Annotated in this window: 17 protein-coding genes; 9 read left to right on the forward strand and 8 right to left on the reverse strand. The window is 72.3% G+C overall.

Annotation, left to right across the window (positions count from 1 at the left end):
* Window positions 1–18 precede the first annotated feature (18 nt).
* Window positions 19–909, forward strand: coding sequence for a chaplin (locus ACIBVL_RS27050; RefSeq protein WP_399100703.1), 891 nt, complete (start codon window positions 19–21; stop codon window positions 907–909).
* A gap of 70 nt (window positions 910–979) precedes the next feature.
* On the opposite strand, the gene ACIBVL_RS27055 is transcribed toward ACIBVL_RS27050, so the two are convergent.
* On the reverse strand, window positions 980–1,168 hold the full coding sequence (locus ACIBVL_RS27055) for a DUF5703 family protein (RefSeq protein WP_040896034.1): 189 nt from the start codon (window positions 1,166–1,168) through the stop codon (window positions 980–982).
* A gap of 47 nt (window positions 1,169–1,215) precedes the next feature.
* Between ACIBVL_RS27055 and ACIBVL_RS27060 the strand changes: the two genes are divergently transcribed.
* Complete coding sequence (locus tag ACIBVL_RS27060) at window positions 1,216–1,944, forward strand: hypothetical protein (RefSeq protein ID WP_399100706.1); 729 nt, start codon at window positions 1,216–1,218, stop codon at window positions 1,942–1,944.
* 98 nt (window positions 1,945–2,042) lie between these two features.
* Here the strand turns inward: ACIBVL_RS27060 and ACIBVL_RS27065 are convergent, their stop codons facing one another.
* A complete protein-coding gene (locus tag ACIBVL_RS27065; protein WP_399100708.1) occupies window positions 2,043–4,247 on the reverse strand; it encodes a helix-hairpin-helix domain-containing protein in 2,205 nt (734 codons plus the stop codon).
* Window positions 4,244–5,230, reverse strand: a complete 987-nt coding sequence (locus ACIBVL_RS27070) for an aldo/keto reductase (RefSeq protein WP_399100710.1) — start codon at window positions 5,228–5,230, stop codon at window positions 4,244–4,246. Before ACIBVL_RS27070 ends, ACIBVL_RS27065 begins: the two co-directional genes overlap by 4 nt.
* Before the next feature lie 224 nt (window positions 5,231–5,454).
* On the opposite strand from ACIBVL_RS27070, the gene ACIBVL_RS27075 reads away from it, so the two are divergent.
* Together ACIBVL_RS27075 and ACIBVL_RS27080 are read left to right on the forward strand one after the other, a co-directional pair.
* Window positions 5,455–6,510 (forward strand): LLM class F420-dependent oxidoreductase, encoded by a 1,056-nt coding sequence (locus ACIBVL_RS27075; RefSeq protein WP_399100712.1) that lies wholly within the window; start codon window positions 5,455–5,457, stop codon window positions 6,508–6,510.
* Window positions 6,511–6,722: 212 nt separating this feature from the next.
* Complete coding sequence (locus ACIBVL_RS27080; RefSeq protein WP_399100715.1) at window positions 6,723–7,511, forward strand: ferritin-like domain-containing protein; 789 nt, start codon at window positions 6,723–6,725, stop codon at window positions 7,509–7,511.
* A 1-nt stretch (window position 7,512) separates the two neighbouring features.
* On the opposite strand, the gene corA is transcribed toward ACIBVL_RS27080, so the two are convergent.
* Window positions 7,513–8,508: a magnesium/cobalt transporter CorA gene (corA, locus tag ACIBVL_RS27085; RefSeq protein WP_399100717.1), complete on the reverse strand. Its 996-nt coding sequence runs from the start codon at window positions 8,506–8,508 to the stop codon at window positions 7,513–7,515.
* 62 nt (window positions 8,509–8,570) lie between these two features.
* Between corA and ACIBVL_RS27090 the strand changes: the two genes are divergently transcribed.
* The 5 genes from ACIBVL_RS27090 to ACIBVL_RS27110 all read left to right on the forward strand — a co-directional run bounded on the left by ACIBVL_RS27090 (window position 8,571) and on the right by ACIBVL_RS27110 (window position 13,250).
* Window positions 8,571–9,257: a histidine phosphatase family protein gene (locus ACIBVL_RS27090; RefSeq protein WP_399100719.1), complete on the forward strand. Its 687-nt coding sequence runs from the start codon at window positions 8,571–8,573 to the stop codon at window positions 9,255–9,257.
* 87 nt (window positions 9,258–9,344) lie between these two features.
* Window positions 9,345–9,935 carry a DUF3090 domain-containing protein gene (locus tag ACIBVL_RS27095; RefSeq protein WP_399100722.1) on the forward strand — a complete coding sequence of 197 codons (591 nt, stop codon included), beginning with the start codon at window positions 9,345–9,347 and terminating at the stop codon, window positions 9,933–9,935.
* On the forward strand, window positions 9,899–10,732 hold the full coding sequence (locus tag ACIBVL_RS27100) for an SCO1664 family protein (protein ID WP_399100724.1): 834 nt from the start codon (window positions 9,899–9,901) through the stop codon (window positions 10,730–10,732). Before ACIBVL_RS27095 ends, ACIBVL_RS27100 begins: the two co-directional genes overlap by 37 nt.
* A 103-nt stretch (window positions 10,733–10,835) precedes the next feature.
* On the forward strand, window positions 10,836–12,065 hold the full coding sequence (gene mshC / locus ACIBVL_RS27105) for a cysteine--1-D-myo-inosityl 2-amino-2-deoxy-alpha-D-glucopyranoside ligase (RefSeq protein WP_399100726.1): 1,230 nt from the start codon (window positions 10,836–10,838) through the stop codon (window positions 12,063–12,065).
* Between the two features lie 222 nt (window positions 12,066–12,287).
* Window positions 12,288–13,250, forward strand: coding sequence for an SMP-30/gluconolactonase/LRE family protein (locus tag ACIBVL_RS27110; protein ID WP_399100728.1), 963 nt, complete (start codon window positions 12,288–12,290; stop codon window positions 13,248–13,250).
* A 51-nt stretch (window positions 13,251–13,301) separates the two neighbouring features.
* On the opposite strand, the gene ACIBVL_RS27115 is transcribed toward ACIBVL_RS27110, so the two are convergent.
* From ACIBVL_RS27115 to ACIBVL_RS27130, 4 genes are all read right to left on the reverse strand, one after another.
* Entirely contained in the window at window positions 13,302–14,237 is a 936-nt protein-coding gene (locus ACIBVL_RS27115; RefSeq protein WP_399100730.1) for a PAC2 family protein, read from the reverse strand.
* 178 nt (window positions 14,238–14,415) lie between these two features.
* Window positions 14,416–15,087 (reverse strand): FadR/GntR family transcriptional regulator, encoded by a 672-nt coding sequence (locus ACIBVL_RS27120; protein ID WP_399100732.1) that lies wholly within the window; start codon window positions 15,085–15,087, stop codon window positions 14,416–14,418.
* A gap of 260 nt (window positions 15,088–15,347) precedes the next feature.
* Window positions 15,348–15,887 carry an SMI1/KNR4 family protein gene (locus ACIBVL_RS27125; protein WP_399100734.1) on the reverse strand — a complete coding sequence of 180 codons (540 nt, stop codon included), beginning with the start codon at window positions 15,885–15,887 and terminating at the stop codon, window positions 15,348–15,350.
* Between the two features lie 119 nt (window positions 15,888–16,006).
* A complete protein-coding gene (locus ACIBVL_RS27130) occupies window positions 16,007–17,623 on the reverse strand; it encodes an FAD-dependent oxidoreductase (RefSeq protein ID WP_399100736.1) in 1,617 nt (538 codons plus the stop codon).
* Window positions 17,624–17,649 lie beyond the last annotated feature (26 nt).

Below are 17,649 nucleotides of genomic sequence, written 5' to 3' on the forward strand. Positions count from 1 at the left end.
GAAAGCAGGGATACAGCAATGCGACAGGTCACCCGCAAAAGCCTCATGACCGTGGCTGCGGCCACGGGGGTGATCGCCGCCGCCGGCGGCTACGCCCACGCCGACTCCGGCGCGAACGGCACCGCCACCGACTCACCCGGCATCGCGTCGGGCAACACCGTGCAGGCGCCGGTGAGCATCCCCGTCAACGTGTGCGGCAACACCGTCGACATCATCGGGGCCCTCAACCCCGCGTTCGGCAACTCCTGTGCCAACAAGGGCGGCGGCCACGGCGCACCCGGAGGCGGCCATCGCGCACCCGGCGGCCACCGCGGCGGCTACGGCGACGACGACCAGGGGTACGGCAGCGACAGGAGCCACCACGGCGGCGGCCACCACGGCGGATCGGGCGCGCACCCGGGCTCCGGAGGCGCGCACACCGGCTCGGAGGGCGCTTACGCGGGCGGATACACCGGCGGTTCGCCCGGTGTCGCCTCCGGCAACCACGTCCAGGCCCCGATCGACATCCCGGTGAACGTCTGCGGCAACGGCGTCGACGCCGTCGGGCTCCTCAACCCCTCGTTCGGCAACGACTGCGACAACGGCGGCGGCCACGACCACGCCACGCCGCCGAGCCGAGGCCACGAGACGCCGGGCAAGCCGGGCCACCAGGCCCCCGGCAAGCCGGCCCAGCCCGGCCGGTCCAACCCGTCCGCGCCGGAGGGCCTGCCGTCCACCCCGGGTCACGGGACCCCGGCCCGGGCGGTCGGCGCCCACCGTCCCGCCACCGGCACCACCGGTATCCCGGCCGGTGCCCAGCAACTCGCGCACACCGGAAGCGAGCTGCCGGTGGGCCTCGCCCTGCCGGCCGGCGCGGGCGTGATGCTCGCGGGCGCGCTGATCTACCGCAAGGCGCGCGCCTCCATGTGACGTCCCCGGGCACCGCACAAACGGAGCGGGCCCCGCCGTGGCGGGGCCCGCTCCGTTTGCCTCTCTCACCTCACCACGTGGCCCGCACCTGGCGGATGATCCGCCGGCGCAACCGCACCCTGCGGCTGCCGTCACGCATCAGGCTGAGGCGGTGCAACTCCCAGTGTCCGTACTCTGCATGGTCGGTCAGCAGACGTGTCGCCTCCTTGCGGGAAACCCCGCGCGGTACGTAGACGTCGACAAATTCGTATTCCGGCATCGCATCTATTGTGCGGGCTGGGGCCTCGTACGGATAGCGTCTGCACTATGTCTGATGCTGCGCAGCCCACCGCTGCCGAGGTACGCGCCGCCGCCGAGGCGGTCAAGACCGCGCTCGACCGCCACCTGGCCGCGGTCGAACGCAGGACGGGGGAGGACGACCCGGCCGTCTACGAGGCGTTCAACGAGCTGGCCGCGGCCGCCGAGGTCTACGACGAACTGCTCTACGACCGCTACGACGAGGTCACGCCCTTCGAGATCCCGGGCGCGGAGGACTCGCTGCCGCCGTACACGGGCCCCGAGGAGCCGAACGCGCTGAGCGTGCTGATCCGCCGCGACTACGCCGTCGCGGAGCCGCAGCGGCTGCTCGCACAGGCCCAGCGGATCGAGGCGGCGGACGACGAGGGCACCGAGCTGTCCGGCACGGTGCACGGGGCCCTCGGCATCCTGTTCGGCGAGTTCGAACCGGACGAGATCGCCTCCCGGCACAAGGAGTTCGGCCTCGAGGAGGGCGACTCCACACTGTGGGTGCTGGCCGCCGACGAACCGGCCGAGCCGGGCGAGTGGCTGGAGACGCCCTTCGACCAGGCCGATCCCCAGCGGGTGGTCTGCCGGTTCGACGTGAGCGCGGTGTTCGACGACCTCGAGGACGGCGACGACGAGGACGGCGACGACGAAGGCGACGATCTCGAGGCCGACCTCGACGACGTCGACGACGAGATCGACGACGAAGACCTGGACGGCGATCTCGAGCCGCTGGACGCCGATCGCCGCTAGCGAGGAGTAGGACGACACCGGGCGGCGGCGGCCGCGAGGGGGGGGCTTCGAGCCGGTTTCCCCTTCGCGACCGCCGCCGCCCCGCGTCCGCTCTGCGGCTAGGCCGTCGGCACCTGGGTGCGGAGCAGCACCGGCAACCGGGTCGTGCGGGGCTTCGGCGGAACCTCGGCGACGGCTCTCGGCAGCACCTGCTCGACGCCGTGCACCACGGACAGATGGCTCTCCGCCCGGCTGAACGCCGTGTACACCCACGGCCGGGTCAGGGCCTGCGCGGCGTCACCGGGCAGCACCACGACCACCGCGGGCCAGCGCCTGCCCACGGCCTGGTGAGCGGTCAGCGCCCACCCGTGCCGCACCGACTGCTCCACGCGCTCCCTCGGTACGACGACGGGGCCGCTCTCGCAGGTCAGGTGCAGTCCGTCCGGGTCCGCCCGCTCCACGCGGCCCAGCACCGTGCGCCCCGGCACGGGGGCGTAGGCCACCAGATCGCCGGGGTCGAAGCCGCCGAAGCGGCCGGGGCCGGGGTTGACGCGCTCCTTGAGCGCGGCGTTCAGCGCGCGCGTGCCGGCCGCGCCCCCGTGGCCCGGGGTGATCACCCTCGTCAGGCCGGGTGCGAAGCCGAAGGCCCGTGGCACCGAGTCGACGACGAGCTGCACGGTCCGGTGCACGGCCTCGGCCGCGTCCCGCACCGGCACGATCACGAGTTCCTTGCCGGGCGCCTCGACCTGGTTCAGCTCGCCGGCGCCGATCCCGGAGACCAGCTCGCCGAGCGGCCCGGGGTCCGGGGTGCGCGAGGCGATCTGCGGGCATACGCGGGCCGCGAGCAGGTCGGCGAAGACCCGGCCCGGGCCGGCCGACCAGAGCTCGGCGGGGTCTCCGGCGAGCACCAGCCGGGCGCCGTCCGGCAACGACTCCGCCACCATCGCGGCGCTCTCCACGTCGAGGTGCGGCGCGTCCAGCACGACCAGCAGATCGAGGGCCCAGGCCCCGTCCGCGTCCCGGCCCGGACCTTCGGTGCCGGCGAGCAGGCCGGGGACGGTGACGACGGCGTCCTCGGCCCCCTCCAGCAGCGCGGCGCATCTGCGCCGGCCGTCCGGGGTGTGGCAGGCGGCGACCGCGCGCAGCCCGAGGGAGCGGGCCGCCGCGACGAGCGCCGCCGGTTCGGCGCGGGCGGCCTCGCCGCCCGTGTGCAGCACCAGTCCGTGCCCGGCGACGGCGCGGATCAGCTCGGCCGCGCTGCCGGACGCCGCGGCCGCGGCCGACTCCCACTCCGCCTGCGCGGACGCCTCCTTGGCCAGGGAGTTCACGATCCGGGCCAGACCGTCGGCGAGGCTCTCCTCCGCGAGCGCGTACCGCTCCAGGCCGACCAGGACACGGACCGGACGCTCGCGTTCCTCCCCCTCCTCCCCCTCCTCCTCCCGCTCCTCGGAGCCGGACTGCGAGACCGGTGTCCCCGGCTCCTCCAGGGCGTCCTGGAAGGCCAGCGCCTCGCCCTCGGAGAGGGTGCTCTGGACGGCCGCGTCGGCGTCCGGCACAGCCCGTTGGGCGAGCGCGGCGGTGAGGGTCGGCAGGTCCAGGGCGGTGTGTCCGGCCAGGGCCGCCTGTTCGAGGAGCCAGACCGTCACCGCGCGGCCCCGCCGCTCGTCGTCGGGGGCGCACTCCGGTCCCAGCAGTGCCCGCGCGAAACCGTCGGCCTGCTCGGGCCGTACGCCGAAGACCCGCAGCAACTGCCAGGGATCCTCGCGCAGCACGTCCTCGGCACCCTCGCCGAGGGCCTCGGCGACCTGCGGCGCGAGCGCCTCGGGGGCGCCGCCCTCGGTCAGCACCCTCCGCACGGCGTCCACGGTGTCCGGCGCCGGCGCCGGGGGAGCGGCGGCCTCGGCGGTCGCCGGCTGCGGACGCCGTACCGGCTCGGGGGCGGCGCGGCGCGGGGTGGGCTCCGGATCGGCGAAGACGGTGGTGGCGGGCTTGGCCCCGCCCTCCACGGCCCGTACGGCCGCGAGCAGGTCGGCGGCCTTGCCACTGAGCTTGGTCCCGCTGGCGATCGGCCCCGCCTTCTCGGCCTTGCGCCGCTCGATCCGCTCCCGCTCCAGTTTCTGCGCGGCGAGTTCGGCCTCCGCCTCGGACAGCCGCGCGGCGGCCTCGCCGTCGGGGGTGTCCGAGGCCGGCGCCTCGTCCGGCCCGTCGGGGGTGTCCGAGGCCGGCGCCTCGTCCGTCCCGTCGTTCTCCGCCGCACCGGTGTCGTCCGGTGTGGCCGGCCCGGTGTCCTCGGTGCCTTCCGCGGGATCCGGTTCCGTGCTCACAGCGTGCTCCAGTCGTGATCGGGATAGCGGTGCACGGGCGCCGACACGTCGTCGAGGGCCCGGCAGATCTCGTCAGGAAGACTAAGGGCCTCCACTGACAGTGCCGCCGTGAGCTGCTGGGCGTTGCGCGCGCCGACCACCGGCGCGGCGACGCCGGGCCGGTCGCGGACCCATGCGAGGGCGACCTGGAGCGGGGTCACGGCGAGCCCGTCCGCCGCGGTCGTCACGGCGTCCACGATCCGGCCGGCGGTGTCGTCGAGGTACGGCTCCACGAAGGGCGCGAAGTGGTCCGAGGCACCGCGCGAGTCGGGCGGCAGGGCGTCGCCCCGGTACTTCCCGGTGAGCACGCCCCGGCCGAGCGGTGAGGAGGGCAGCAGGCCGATGCCCAGGTCCAGCGCGGCCGGCAGCACCTCGCGCTCCACGCCGCGCTGCAGCAGCGAGTACTCCATCTGCGTACTGGCCAGCCGGGTGCGGGTACCCGGCGCGGCGAGCTGCCAGGTGCCCGCCTTGGCGAGCTGCCAGCCGCAGAAGTTGGAGACGCCGGCATAGCGGGCCCGGCCGCTGGCGACAGCGATGTCGAGCGCCTGGAGGGTCTCCTCCAGCGGGGTGTCGGGGTCGAAGGCGTGCACGTGCCACACGTCGACGTAGTCCGTGCCGAGGCGGCCGAGGGAGGCGTCGAGGGCGGCGAGGAGATGGCCCCGGGAGCCGTCGAAGCGGCGGTCCGGGTCGGGCACGCTGCCCGCCTTGGTGGAGATGATCAGGTCGCGGCGCGGCACCAGGCCTTCCATGAGGCGTCCCAGCAGGTACTCGGCCTCCCCGTCGCCGTACACGTCCGCCGTGTCGACGAGGGTGCCGCCCGCCTCCCAGAACGTCTTCAAGAGGTCCGCGGCGTCGTGCTCGTCGGTGTCACGCCCCCAGGTCAGGGTGCCGAGCCCGATGCGGGACACACGCAGGCCGGTGCGGCCGAGATGCCTCTGCTCCATGAACGCCGAGATTACTGGCCAGAACTGGGCCGTGGGTTGCCTGTGGACAACGGAAATCTCCGCGCGTCACGTCAGCGCCCCGGCCACCCGAACTCCCGTCGCCGCGCAGGCCGCACGGCCGGTACCGCACGACGCGACTCTCGCCACACCGCGCCCCGCGCCGCGGGGGCCCCGCGCTATGGTCGGGGCGACAGCGTCGTTACTGATCAGTAAGGGGATCGGCCATGCAGCTCGGGATCAACCTCGGCTACTGGGGTGCCGGAATGGACGGGGACAACCTGGCCGTGGCCCAGGAGGCCGACCGGCTCGGGTACGCCGTCTGCTGGGCCGCCGAGGCCTACGGTTCGGACGCCGCCACCGTGCTCACCTGGGTCGCCGCGCAGACGGAGCGGATCGACGTCGGCTCGGCCATCTTCCAGATCCCGGCGCGCCAGCCCGCGATGACCGCGATGACCGCCGCCACCCTCGACTCCCTTTCCGGCGGCCGCTTCCGCCTCGGCCTCGGCGTCTCCGGGCCGCAGGTCTCCGAGGGCTGGTACGGCGTCAAGTTCGACAAGCCGCTGGCCCGCACCCGCGAGTACGTGGAGATCGTACGGAAGGCGATGACGCGGGAGCGGCTGTCGTACGACGGCGAGCACTGGACGCTGCCGCTGCCCGGCGGGCCGGGCAAGCCGATCAAGCTGACCGTGCACCCGGAGCGCGAGCACATCCCGCTGTACATCGCCGCCATCGGGCCGAAGAACCTCGAGCAGACCGGTGAGATCGCCGACGGCGCCCTGCTGATCTTCCCCTCCGCCGACCACCTGGAGGACACCGCCATCCAGTACCTGCGCGCCGGGCGCGAGAAGGCCGGCATGACGCTGGAGGGCTTCGACGTGTGCCCCACGCTGCCGCTCGCCGTCGGCGACGACAAGGATGTGGCCACGCTCGCCGACACCTTCCGCCCCTACACCGCGCTGTACGTCGGCGGCATGGGCAGCCGTAAGCAGAACTTCTACAACCAGCTCGCCCAGCGCATGGGGTACGAGAAGGAAGCCGCCGAGATCCAGGACAAGTACCTCTCCGGCGACAAGCAGGGCGCCGCGGCCGCCATTCCGCAGGACCTGATCGACAAGACGACGCTGCTCGGTTCCGTCGACCGCATCGCCGACCGGATGAAGGCCTACGCCGCGGCCGGGGTCACCACCCTGACCCTCGCTCCCGCCGGTTTCACGCTGGACGAGCGGATCGCCTCGCTCCGGGCCGGCACCGAGGCGCTGGAGCGCGCCGGACTCGCCTAGGGGCTTTCGCAGCACCCCTGGCTAGGGGCCAACAGGAATGTCAGCGGCCGTGGTGGGGGCTCGGGGGTCTTCCCCGCCACGGCCGTCACCGGGAACAACGCGCCGGGACGCGCACGGTTACGCCCCGGTCGTCACCCCGGGGTTCCTCCTTTCGGCCCAGTCCGCGGACACAGCTGTTGCGGTGCCCACTTCGCCGCATTTGACTCGTTTGCATGCTTTCGGCCAAGAGTCTGTTCCAGGAGATCCTCGACAACGACGACTCCTTCGCGCTCTTCTGTTCCATCGCCGCCGGCGGGGAGTCGCAGGGCGGCTGGGAGAACGCCCGCATCGCCGCGCTCGTCCCGCCGGACGAACGCGACCTCGCCCCCAAGATCGCCCGGCACGGCGCCGACGAGGACAAGCACGGCCGCATCTTCAACGCCCTGATGAAGAGGCGCGGCCTCGAACCCGTCCCCGTCCCGCCGGAGACCGACTACACGATGCTCCTGGAGCGGAAAGGCATCGGACTGGCCCACGACAGGCTCAGGGCCGACCGGCCGCTGACCGTCCGGGACATCGTCACCTACCTCGCCCACAGCCGGGTCACCGAGCAGCGCGCCTCCGAGCAGATGGAGCTGCTGCGCAGGCACTTCGCCGACCACCCCGACCTCGGCCGCGCGGTCAGGATGATCTCCCACGACGAGGACAGCCACCTCGCCTACTGCCACGAGGAACTGCTGCGCTTCGCGTACGCCGGTCACGGCCGCGCCATCCAGCGGACACTGCGCGAGTGCGCACTCGCCGAGATCCGCGTCCACCGCGACGTCAGCCTCGCCGTCATGGCCCACATGGGCCGCATCCTCGGCTGGTCCACGGCCAAGTCGGCGGTCCTGGCGGCCGGCATCCACGCCCGGTACGCCTGGGAGCGGTTCGCGGGCTGGCGACGGATGGTCTCCCTGCGGATGCCCGAGCACCGCGACGCCCTGGGGGGCCCGGCGACCGCCGCCCCCGAGTTCGCCTGAGTCAGAGCCAGCCCCGCCGCTTGAACGTCCGGTACAGCAGCACCTCGAGCCCGGCCATCAGCAGTACCACCGCCGGATACGACCACATCCAGCGCAGCTCCGGCATGTGGTCGAAGTTCATGCCGTAGATCCCCGCGATCATCGTGGGGATCGCGGCCATCGCCGCCCACGCCGAGATCTTCCTCATGTCGTCGTTCTGCCGGACGCTCATCTGCGCCAGATGCGCGGAGAGGATGTCGGAGACCAGCCGGTCCAGACCCTCCACGGACTCGTTTACGCGCATGAGGTGGTCGCTGACGTCCCGGAAGAAGGGCCGCGCCTTGTCGTTCACAAAGGGCAGTCCCGAGCCGAACGCGCTGGTGCCCGCCAGCCGGGTCATCGGCGGCCCCAGGGGGCCGGTGGCCCGCCGGAACTCCAGGATCTGCCGCTTGAAGGTGTAGATGCGCGACGCCGTGTGCCGCGAGCCCCCGCCGTCCGGCGAGAACACCTCCGCCTCCAGCTCCTCCAGGTCGGTCCCCAGCTCGGTCGCCACGTCCAGGTAGTGGTCGACGGTGACGTCGGCGATCGCGTACACCACCGCCGTGGGGCCCTTGGCGAGCATCTCCGGCTCGTCCTCCAGCCGGCGCCGTACGGAGGCCAGCGGCGCGCCCTCGCCGTGGCGGACGGTCACCACGAACGCGTCCCCCAGGAACACCATGACCTCGCCGGAGGAGACGGTGTCGCTCTCGGCCTCGTACACGACCGGTTTGAACACCATGAAGAGGGAGTCCTCGTACACCTCCAGCTTCGGGCGCTGATGGGCCTTGAGCGCGTCCTCCACCGCCAGCGGGTGCAGCCCGAACTCCCGGGTGACGTGGTCGAACTCCTGCTCGGAGGGCTCGTGCAGCCCGATCCACACGAAGCCGCCCGCGGCGCGTGCCTCGTCCAGGGCGTCGGAGAGGTCCTGCGGACCGTCCGTACGGTGCCCGTCACGGTAGATGGCGCAGTCGACGATCACCGGGCGCGTTCTCCGTTCGGGTGTTCTCCGGCGTACGCGCGCGTACGCCTACGCTGGGCCGCATGCCCACGCTGATCCTCGTCCGGCACGGACGTTCGACCGCCAACACCTCCGGAGTGCTCGCCGGCTGGACGCCCGGCGTCGCCCTCGACGAACGCGGGGCCGCGCAGGCCGCCGCGCTGCCCGGCAGGCTGGAGGGGCTGCCGATCGCCGAGGTCGTCGCGAGCCCCCTGCAGCGCTGCCAGGAGACGATCCGGCCCCTCCTCGACGCCCGCCCCGGCCTGCCCGCCCACACCGACGACCGGATCGGGGAGGCCCACTACGGCGACTGGTCCGGCCGCAAACTCGCCGAACTGAAGGACGAGCCCCTGATGGAGGTCGTCCAGGCGCACCCGTCGGCGGCCGCCTTCCCGGGCGGCGAGTCCATGCGGGCCATGCAGACCCGTGCCGCCGAAGCCGTACGCGAGTGGAACGCGCGCGTGGAGCGCGACCACGGCGCCGACGCCGTCTATCTGATGTGCTCGCACGGCGACATCATCAAGTCGCTCGTCGCGGACGCCCTGGGACTCCATCTCGACCTCTTCCAGCGGATCTCCGTCGAACCGTGTTCCATCACCGCGATCCGTTACACCCGGCTGCGCCCCTTTCTCGTGCGCCTCGGCGACACCGGCGACTTCGCCTCCCTCGCGCCCCGTGAGGAACCGCCGACCGGTGACGCGACGGTCGGGGGTGGTGCGGGCGCACCGTGATCGTCGGCCGCAGTAGGGTGAAGCGGTCCACACACGCGCGTACACGCATGGACGTTCCCGAAACCACGACTCCCATGGAGACAGGACGTGTCCCGTCAGGTGTTCCTCTACGACCCACCGGACCGCTTCGTGGCCGGTACGGTCGGACTGCCCGGGCGCCGTACCTTCTTCCTCCAGGCCACCGCCGGCGCCCGAGTGACCAGTGTCGCCTTGGAGAAGACCCAGGTCGCCGCGCTCGCCGAGCGTATGGACGAACTGCTGGACGAGGTCGTACGCCGTAGCGGCGGCAACGCGGCCGTGCCCGCCGTGGCGCCCGCCGAGAACGCCGACACGGCCCCCCTCGAGACCCCCGTCGAGGAGGAGTTCCGGGTCGGCACCATGGCTCTCGCCTGGGACGGCGAGGAACAGCGCATGATCGTCGAGGCGCAGGCCCTCGTGGAGCTGGAGGCGGACTCCGAGGAGGACCTCGCCGAGGCCGAGGAAAGGCTTCTCCAGGACGAGGAGAACGGGCCCCCGATGCTGCGGGTCCGGCTCACCGGCGCGCAGGCGAGAGCCTTCGCCAAACGCGCCCTCGACGTCGTCAACGCCGGCCGGCCGCCGTGCCCGCTGTGCAGCCTGCCGCTCGACCCGGAAGGACACGTATGTCCGCGCCAGAACGGATACCGCCGCGGGGCGTGACGACCACCGACCCGGCCGCCGCCGAGCTGCTCGCGCACGGCGAGCTGACCGTCCGGGGACGTATCCGTGACGCCTCCAACGCGGCCCTGTACTGCACCGTCGTACACGAGGGCCGCGAGGCCGCCTGCGTCTACAAGCCCGTCGCCGGGGAGAGACCCCTGTGGGACTTCCCCGACGGCAACCTCGCCCGGCGCGAGGTCGCCGCGTACGAGGTCTCCGAGGCGACCGGCTGGGGGCTCGTCCCGCCCACCGTGCTGCGCGACGGGCCGTACGGCGAGGGCATGTGCCAGCTGTGGATCGAGGTCGCCCCGGAATCCGAACTGCTGGCCCTCGTCGACGGCGAGGAGCCGGAACCGGGCTGGAAGGCGATCGGGTTCGCCGAGGTCGGAGAGGGCCGCACGGCCCTCCTCGTGCACGCCGACGACGAACGGCTGCGGCGGCTCGCCGTCCTCGACGCGGTGATCAACAACGCCGACCGCAAGGGCGGCCACCTGCTGCCCACCGCCGACGGCTGGCTCTACGGCATCGACCACGGCGTGACCTTCAACACCGAGAACAAGCTGCGCACCCTCCTGTGGGGCTGGGCGGGGGAGCCCCTGACCGGCGAGGCCGTCGCCGTCCTCGAAGGGCTCAAGGCCGCCCTGGAACCCTCCGGGCAGCTGACGGCCACCCTGGCCGCCCTCGTCACCCCGGCCGAACTCGACGCCACACGCGCGCGTGTCGAGGCGCTCCTGGTGTCCGGGAAGCACCCCGAGCCCAGCGGCGAATGGCCGGCCATCCCCTGGCCACCGGTGTAACGGTCCGCAAGCACACCGGACGGAATCGCACAAGAGCGCCTTCCCGGTCATGCGGGCCGCTCCGGTTCGTATACGCAACATCCGTCCGGGTTACGCTCATGACATGCATGCCTGGCCCGCTTCCGAGGTCCCCGCCCTGCCTGGTCAGGGCCGCGACCTGAGGATCCACGACACCGCGACCGGTGGCTTGGTCACCCTCGACCCCGGTCCCGTCGCCCGTCTCTACGTCTGCGGCATCACGCCGTACGACGCGACCCACATGGGTCACGCGGCGACCTACAACGCGTTCGACCTCGTTCAGCGCGTGTGGCTCGACACCAAGCGGCAGGTTCACTACGTCCAGAACGTCACCGACGTCGACGACCCGCTCCTGGAGCGCGCCGACCGCGACGGCGTCGACTGGGTCGCCCTCGCGGAGAAGGAGACGGCCCTCTTCCGCGAGGACATGACCGCCCTGCGGATGCTCCCGCCGCAGCACTACATAGGCGCCGTCGAGGCGATACCCGGCATCGTCCCGCTCGTCGAACGCCTCCGTGACGCGGGCGCCGCCTACGAGCTCGAAGGCGACATCTACTTCTCCGTCGAGTCCGACCCGAACTTCGGCAAGGTCTCGAACCTCGACGCCGCAGCCATGCGGCTGCTGTCCGCCGAACGCGGCGGCGACCCCGACCGCCCGGGCAAGAAGAACCCCCTCGACCCGATGCTGTGGATGGCCGCCCGCGAGGGCGAGCCGAGCTGGGACGGCGGCTCGCTGGGCCGCGGCCGGCCCGGCTGGCACATCGAGTGCGTCGCCATCGCCCTCGACCATCTCGGCATGACCTTCGACATCCAGGGCGGTGGCTCCGACCTCGCCTTCCCGCACCACGAGATGGGTGCCTCCCACGCCCAGGTGCTGACCGGCGAGTTCCCCATGGCCAAGGCGTACGTCCACGCCGGCATGGTCGCCCTGCACGGGGAGAAGATGTCCAAGTCCAAGGGCAACCTCGTCTTCGTCTCCCAGCTGCGCCGGGACGGCGTCGACCCCGCCGCCATCCGGCTCAGCCTGCTGGCCCACCACTACCGTGCCGACTGGGAGTGGACGGACCAGGTCCTCGCGGACGCCGTCGCCCGCCTCGGGCGCTGGCGTGCGGCCGTCTCCCGGCCCGACGGCCCGCCCGCCGAGGCCCTGGTGGGGGAAATCCGCGAAGCTCTCGCGAGCGACCTCGACGCGCCCGCCGCCCTGGCCGCCGTCGACCGCTGGGCCGCACTGCAGCAGGAACAGGGGGGCACGGACATCGGTGCTCCCGGCGTGGTGTCCCGCGCCGTGGACGCGCTGCTCGGCGTCGCGCTGTAGGACGGGTACGAGGGGTCCTTCCCGCCGGGCGCGGGCAGGGCCCCTCACTCAGAGCTCCGAACAGGAATGGAGCCCGGCTCCTCTTTCGTCCGGAGCTCTTACTGTCGAAATGCTGTGGACCGGCCACGAGAAGCTGTGACCACGGCGGCACCTGTGGTGAGGTGGGGCGGTAGTTGACCGTTGGACCGGCCAACTGCCGGTCCCTACGCGGAAGGACGACCCGTGGCACCGACACACGGTTCCTTCGCACACTCCCTCTCGCGCCGCAGACTGCTCGCGATCGGCGCGGCGACCTTAGGTGCCGCCTCCCTCGGCACGCCCGCCCACGCCGCCGCCACCTGGCCGGACGTGATCCCCCTGCCCGACGGCTTCCGGCCGGAGGGCATCGCCGTCGGCCACGGCCCCCACGCCTACCTCGGCTCGCTCGGCGACGGCTCGATCTACCGAGCCGACCTGCGCACCGGCGAGGGCGGCATCATCTCGGCCGGTCCCGGCACCCCGTCCGTCGGCCTCAAACTCGACGACCGCGGGCGGCTTTTCGTCGCCGCACGCGATGCCGGCGCCCGGGTCGTGGACGTGCGCAGCGGCGAGATCCTCGCCTCCTACCAGCTCGCCACCAGCACGCCGACATTCACCAACGACGTGTTCCTCACCCCGCGCGCGGCCTGGTTCACGGACTCCTTCCAGCCCACCCTGTACGCCCTGCCGCTCGGCCGGCACGGTGAACTCCCGGACGCCGCCGATGTCGTACGCCTCCCTCTGAGCGGCGACTGGAAGCAGGTCGACGACGGATCGGTGAACGCCAACGGCATCACCCGCACCCCGGACGGCTCGGCACTGCTGGTCGTCCAGAGCGGGGCCGGCGGACTGCACCGCGTCGACCCGCGCACCGGCGTCACCCGCCTGGTAGACCTCGGCGACGCTGCTCCGCTCACCTACGGCGACGGCCTGCTGCGCGCCGGACGGACGCTGTACGCCGTACAGAACCGGCAGAACGCGATCGACGTGTTCACGCTGGCCGGCGACGGCCGCAGCGGTGTCTTCCGGCGCCGGATCACGGACGCGGACTTCGACGTGCCGACCACCGTCGCCGCGTACGGGAACCGGCTCTACCTGCCCAACGCACGCTTCACGACCACGCCGACGCCGGAGACGGCGTACTCGGTGGTCGCCGTGTCCGCATGAAGGAACGGGCGGTGCGCCCAGTGGCACACCGCCCGTTCTCAGCCCTCCGAGTCACTCCTCCGACGAGTCGTCCTCGTCGGAGACGTCCCCGCTCGGCTTCGGCGGCTTCGGCGGACGCGTCCGCTCCCCGGGGTCGGGTGGACCGCCGCCGTCCCGGCGCCGCAGATAGCGCTCGAACTCGCGGGCGATCGCCTCGCCGGAGGCCTCCGGCAGCTCGGCGGTGTCGCGGGCCTCCTCCAGTGTCTGCACGTACTCGGCGACCTCGCTGTCCTCCGCCGCCAGCTGGTCCACGCCCACCTGCCACGCGCGCGCGTCCTCGGGCAGCTCGCCCAGCGGGATGCGGACGTCGATCAGGTCCTCCAGCCGGTTGAGCAGGGCCAGCGTCGCCTTCGGGTTCGGCGGCTGCGACACGTAGTGCGGTACGGCCGCCCACAGCGACACCGCCGGCACACCCGCGTGCGTGCACGCCTCCTGCAGGACACCGACGATGCCCGTGGGACCCTCGTACTTGGTCTCCTCCAGGTCCATCCGCTGCGCCAGGTCGGTGTCGGACGTCGTCCCGCTGATCGGGACCGGACGCGTGTGCGGGGTGTCACCGAGCAGGGCACCCAGGATGACCACCAGCTCGACGCCGAGCTCGTGCGCGAAGCCGAGCAGTTCGTTGCAGAACGAGCGCCAGCGCATGGACGGTTCGATACCGCGGACGAGCACCAGGTCCCGCGGCTTCTCGCCGCCGACCCGCACCACCGACAGTCTTGTCGTCGGCCACGTGATCTTGCGCACGCCGGCGTCCATGAACACCGTGGGCCGGTTCACCTGGAAGTCGTAGTAGTCCTCGGCGTCCAGCGCCGCGAACACCTCGCCCTTCCACTCCCGCTCCAGATGCGCGACCGCGGTGGAGGCGGCGTCGCCGGCATCGTTCCAGCCCTCGAACGCGGCCACCATGACCGGGTCGATCAGCTCGGGAACCCCCTCGAGCTCGATCACCCAGCGCCTCCTTCCGACGTGCCCTCGCTTGACCACCCAACCTTACGGCGTTCCGCGCGGGCGCCCGCAGCCCCCTTGCACGGGGGAGTGAACGGATCACTGCCCCGTTCGTCACTCTCGAACACCCCGTGTCAGTCCCCTCTCGGACGGCACCTGTCACAGGGAGATCAAAGGGAGATCAAAGGGTGGATCTCAGCCACTGCTCCACGCTCGCGATGTGCACCGTCGCCCAGGACCGGGCCGCCTCCGCGTCCCGGTCCCGCAGCGCCGCCAGGATCGCCCGGTGCTCGCGCAGGGTCCCGCTGACCGCGTCCTCCTGGGTCAGCCCGCGCCAGATCCGAGCGCGGGTGGTGGGCCCGGAGAGTCCGTCCAGCAGCGAGCACAGCACCGAGTTGCCGGCGCTGTGCACGATGCCCCGGTGGAACTCCAGGTCGCTGGCGACAAGCTCCTCCACCGACGGCGCCTCGCCCAGCTTGTCCAACTGGGCTTCGAGCGCGTCCAGTTGCTGCTCGCTGATGCGCAGGGCGGCCATCGAGGTCGCGGCCGGCTCCAGGATGCGGCGCACGGCCAGGAACTCCAGGACCGTGTCGTCTCGGTGGAAGTCCACGACGAAGGAGAGTGCCTCGAGCAGCAGTTGGGGATCGAGACTCGTCACGTACGTCCCGTCGCCCTGACGCACGTCCAGGATCCTGATGAGCGACAGCGCCCGCACCGCCTCCCGCAGGGAGTTGCGGGACAGGCCCAGGTCGGCGGCGAGTTCGCTCTCCTTGGGGAGCCGGTCGCCGGGGCGCAGCGCACCCGAGACGATCATCCCTTTGATCTTCTCGATCGCCTCGTCGGTGACTGCCATGACCGGCCTCCCTGTCGCTTTCCGACCATCCGTTGTGTCCATCCGCTCAGACATCGGATGTCTCAGACATTATGTGCACGTCAGCCCGCTGCTGGGGAGTGATCGGACAACCACCCCCGGATCGCTCGAACGAGGGTCCGGCAACGGTTCTCCGAGGTCATGCGGGGTGTCGGACAGCAGCCTCGCGCCGATCGAGCGGACCGCCCTGTCGCGGCACTGGACGCCGCGATGTGGGCACCCTGGTCAGCGACTTCGGCGCCTCACTCGGCCTCGAACCAGTCGTGGCCCCCGGACCAGTGCCTCACCCATCCGGTGAAGCCGGCCTCGGCCGTCGTACCGCCGAACTCGGCGCCGTACGGCAGCGCGCCTTCGCCCGTGACGAGCCAGAGATGCCCTCGCTGGGTACCGCTGACGATCAGGTGCCAGTCCATCCCGCACCCGTCCGTGCCCAGGTTCAGCGAACCGTGGTGGACGACCTGTCCGACGACGGCGCCGGGGTCCTCGTACCCCCCGTCGTCGTCCTCCCACACCCACAGCTCGGTCAGCGGAAAGGGCTTGCGCAGGTCCTGCCCCTCGGCGCTCTCGGCCAGGCCCACGAGCCCGTACGACGGCGGTCCCTGGAACGACCCGTCCGATATCTCCGCCACGAACGTGCGGTACGGCTCCGGCAGGACCACCCCGTGGTCCGCCTCGAAGGCGTGCACCGCTTCCCAGCCCAGCGCCGACTCGCCGCCGTCGTCCACGCCGAACGCCTCGCGCAGCGCGGCGAGGTCCTCGGGGGAGGCCTGATCGATGTTCATGCGCCCATTGGAACACCCGGCACCGACAACCGGGCATGCGCGAGGGGCGGCTCCGATCGACGGAGCCGCCCCTCGCGCGCGAACCGGCCCTGGTCAGGGGAGAGCGCCGGTCCGAGGTCTCACTTCTTGTCGAGCAGGTCCTGCACCCTGCCGCGCACCTCGTCCGTGGCCAGGCCGCGGATCGTCAGGGTCGTACGGCGGCGCAGCACGTCGTCCGCCGTCTCGGCCCACTCGTGGTCGCGGGCGTAGACGACCTGCGCCCAGATCTCCGGGGCGTCGGGGTGCACGCGCTCGCGCAGCTCGGGGTTTTCGTTCGCCAGGCGGGCGATGTCGAAGGCCAGCGAGCCGTAGTGGGTGGCCAGGTGCTTGGCGGTGTCGGCCGCCATGCGCGGGCCGGGCGCCGGGTTGTCGACCAGCAGACGGTGGGCGACCGCGCGCGGGTTGGCCACGCCGGGCAGCGGCAGCTTCTTCGGCAGCGAGGAGATCGGCTCGAAGTCGTCGCCGAGCGGCTGTCCCGGCAGCGCCTCCAGCTTCTGCATCACCGTACGGCCGATGTGACGGAAGGTGGTCCACTTGCCGCCCGCGACGGACAGCATGCCGCCCCTGCCCTCGGTGACGACCGTCTCCCGCTTGGCCTTGGCGGTGTCGCCGGGGCCGCCCGGCAGCACCCGCAGACCCGCGAAGGAGTAGGTGATCAGGTCACGGCTCAGCTGCTGGTCGCGGATGGAGAACGCGGCCTCGTCGAGGATCTGCGCCATGTCCTTCTCGGTGACCGAGACGTCCGCCGGGTCGCCCTCGAACTCCTCGTCGGTGGTGCCCAGCAGGAGCATGTCCTCCCAGGGCAGGGCGAAGGTGATGCGGTACTTGTCGATGGGGGTGGCGAGCGCGGCCTTCCAGGGGGAGGTCCGCTTCAGGACCAGGTGCGCGCCCTTCGACAGCCGGATCGACGGAGCGGCGTTCGGGTCCTCCATCCTGCGCAGGTGGTCGACCCACGGCCCGGTCGCGTTCAGCACCAGCCGGGCGTCGACACCGAACTCGTCACCGGAGAGGCGGTCCTTGAGGTCCGCGCCCGTGACCCGGCCCCTGGTGAAGCGCAGGCCGGTGACCTCGGCGTGGTTGAGGACGACGGCGCCCGCCTCGACGGCCGCGCGGACCGTCATCAGCGCCATGCGCGCGTCGTTCATCTGGTCGTCGCCGTACACGGCCACGGCCTTGAGGTTCTGGGTGCGCAGCTCGGGTACGTCCTGCGCGGCCTTGGCCGGCGAGAGCAGGTGCCCGACGCCGTCGCCGAAGGCCGACAGCGCGGAGTAGGCGAAGACGCCCGCCCCGAGCTTCGCCGCGCCGTGCGGCCCGCCCTTGTACACGGGGAGGTAGAACGTGAGCGGGTTCGCCAGGTGGGGGGCCACCTGGCGGGAGACCGCACGGCGCTCGAAGTGGTTCTCCGCCACCAGCTTCACCGCGCCGGTCTGCAGATAGCGCAGACCGCCGTGGAGGAGCTTGGAGGAGGCGGAGGAGGTGGCGCCGGCGAAGTCGCCGGCGTCGACCAGGGCCACCCTGAGCCCGGACTGCGCGGCGTGCCAGGCGGTGGAGATGCCCAGGATGCCGCCGCCGATCACGAGAAGGTCGTACGACGCCTTGGAGAGCTGCTCCCGGGTCTCGGCGCGGCTCGGGAGGGAGCCGGAGGCCGGGCGCGTCCCGAGGGCAGGCACGGACTGCAGGGTGGACTGACTGGTCATGTCGGGTTCTTACTCCTCATCAGAGC

This window comes from Streptomyces sp. NPDC049687 (assembly GCF_044465285.1).
Classification (GTDB): domain Bacteria; phylum Actinomycetota; class Actinomycetes; order Streptomycetales; family Streptomycetaceae; genus Streptomyces.

What these genes read in the sequence shown, in the direction of transcription:
- ACIBVL_RS27050 (WP_399100703.1), top strand. Translation starts at nt 19, where the DNA reads ATGCGACAGGTCACCCGCAAAAGCCTCATGACCGTGGCTGCGGCCACG.
- ACIBVL_RS27130 (WP_399100736.1), bottom strand. Translation starts at nt 17,623, where the DNA reads ATGACCAGTCAGTCCACCCTGCAGTCCGTGCCTGCCCTCGGGACGCGC.
- ACIBVL_RS27070 (WP_399100710.1), bottom strand. Translation starts at nt 5,230, where the DNA reads ATGGAGCAGAGGCATCTCGGCCGCACCGGCCTGCGTGTGTCCCGCATC.
- mshC (WP_399100726.1), top strand. Translation starts at nt 10,836, where the DNA reads ATGCATGCCTGGCCCGCTTCCGAGGTCCCCGCCCTGCCTGGTCAGGGC.
- ACIBVL_RS27080 (WP_399100715.1), top strand. Translation starts at nt 6,723, where the DNA reads ATGCTTTCGGCCAAGAGTCTGTTCCAGGAGATCCTCGACAACGACGAC.
- ACIBVL_RS27075 (WP_399100712.1), top strand. Translation starts at nt 5,455, where the DNA reads ATGCAGCTCGGGATCAACCTCGGCTACTGGGGTGCCGGAATGGACGGG.
- ACIBVL_RS27055 (WP_040896034.1), bottom strand. Translation starts at nt 1,168, where the DNA reads ATGCCGGAATACGAATTTGTCGACGTCTACGTACCGCGCGGGGTTTCC.
- ACIBVL_RS27120 (WP_399100732.1), bottom strand. Translation starts at nt 15,087, where the DNA reads ATGGCAGTCACCGACGAGGCGATCGAGAAGATCAAAGGGATGATCGTC.
- ACIBVL_RS27090 (WP_399100719.1), top strand. Translation starts at nt 8,571, where the DNA reads ATGCCCACGCTGATCCTCGTCCGGCACGGACGTTCGACCGCCAACACC.
- ACIBVL_RS27125 (WP_399100734.1), bottom strand. Translation starts at nt 15,887, where the DNA reads ATGAACATCGATCAGGCCTCCCCCGAGGACCTCGCCGCGCTGCGCGAG.
- ACIBVL_RS27100 (WP_399100724.1), top strand. Translation starts at nt 9,899, where the DNA reads ATGTCCGCGCCAGAACGGATACCGCCGCGGGGCGTGACGACCACCGAC.
- ACIBVL_RS27060 (WP_399100706.1), top strand. Translation starts at nt 1,216, where the DNA reads ATGTCTGATGCTGCGCAGCCCACCGCTGCCGAGGTACGCGCCGCCGCC.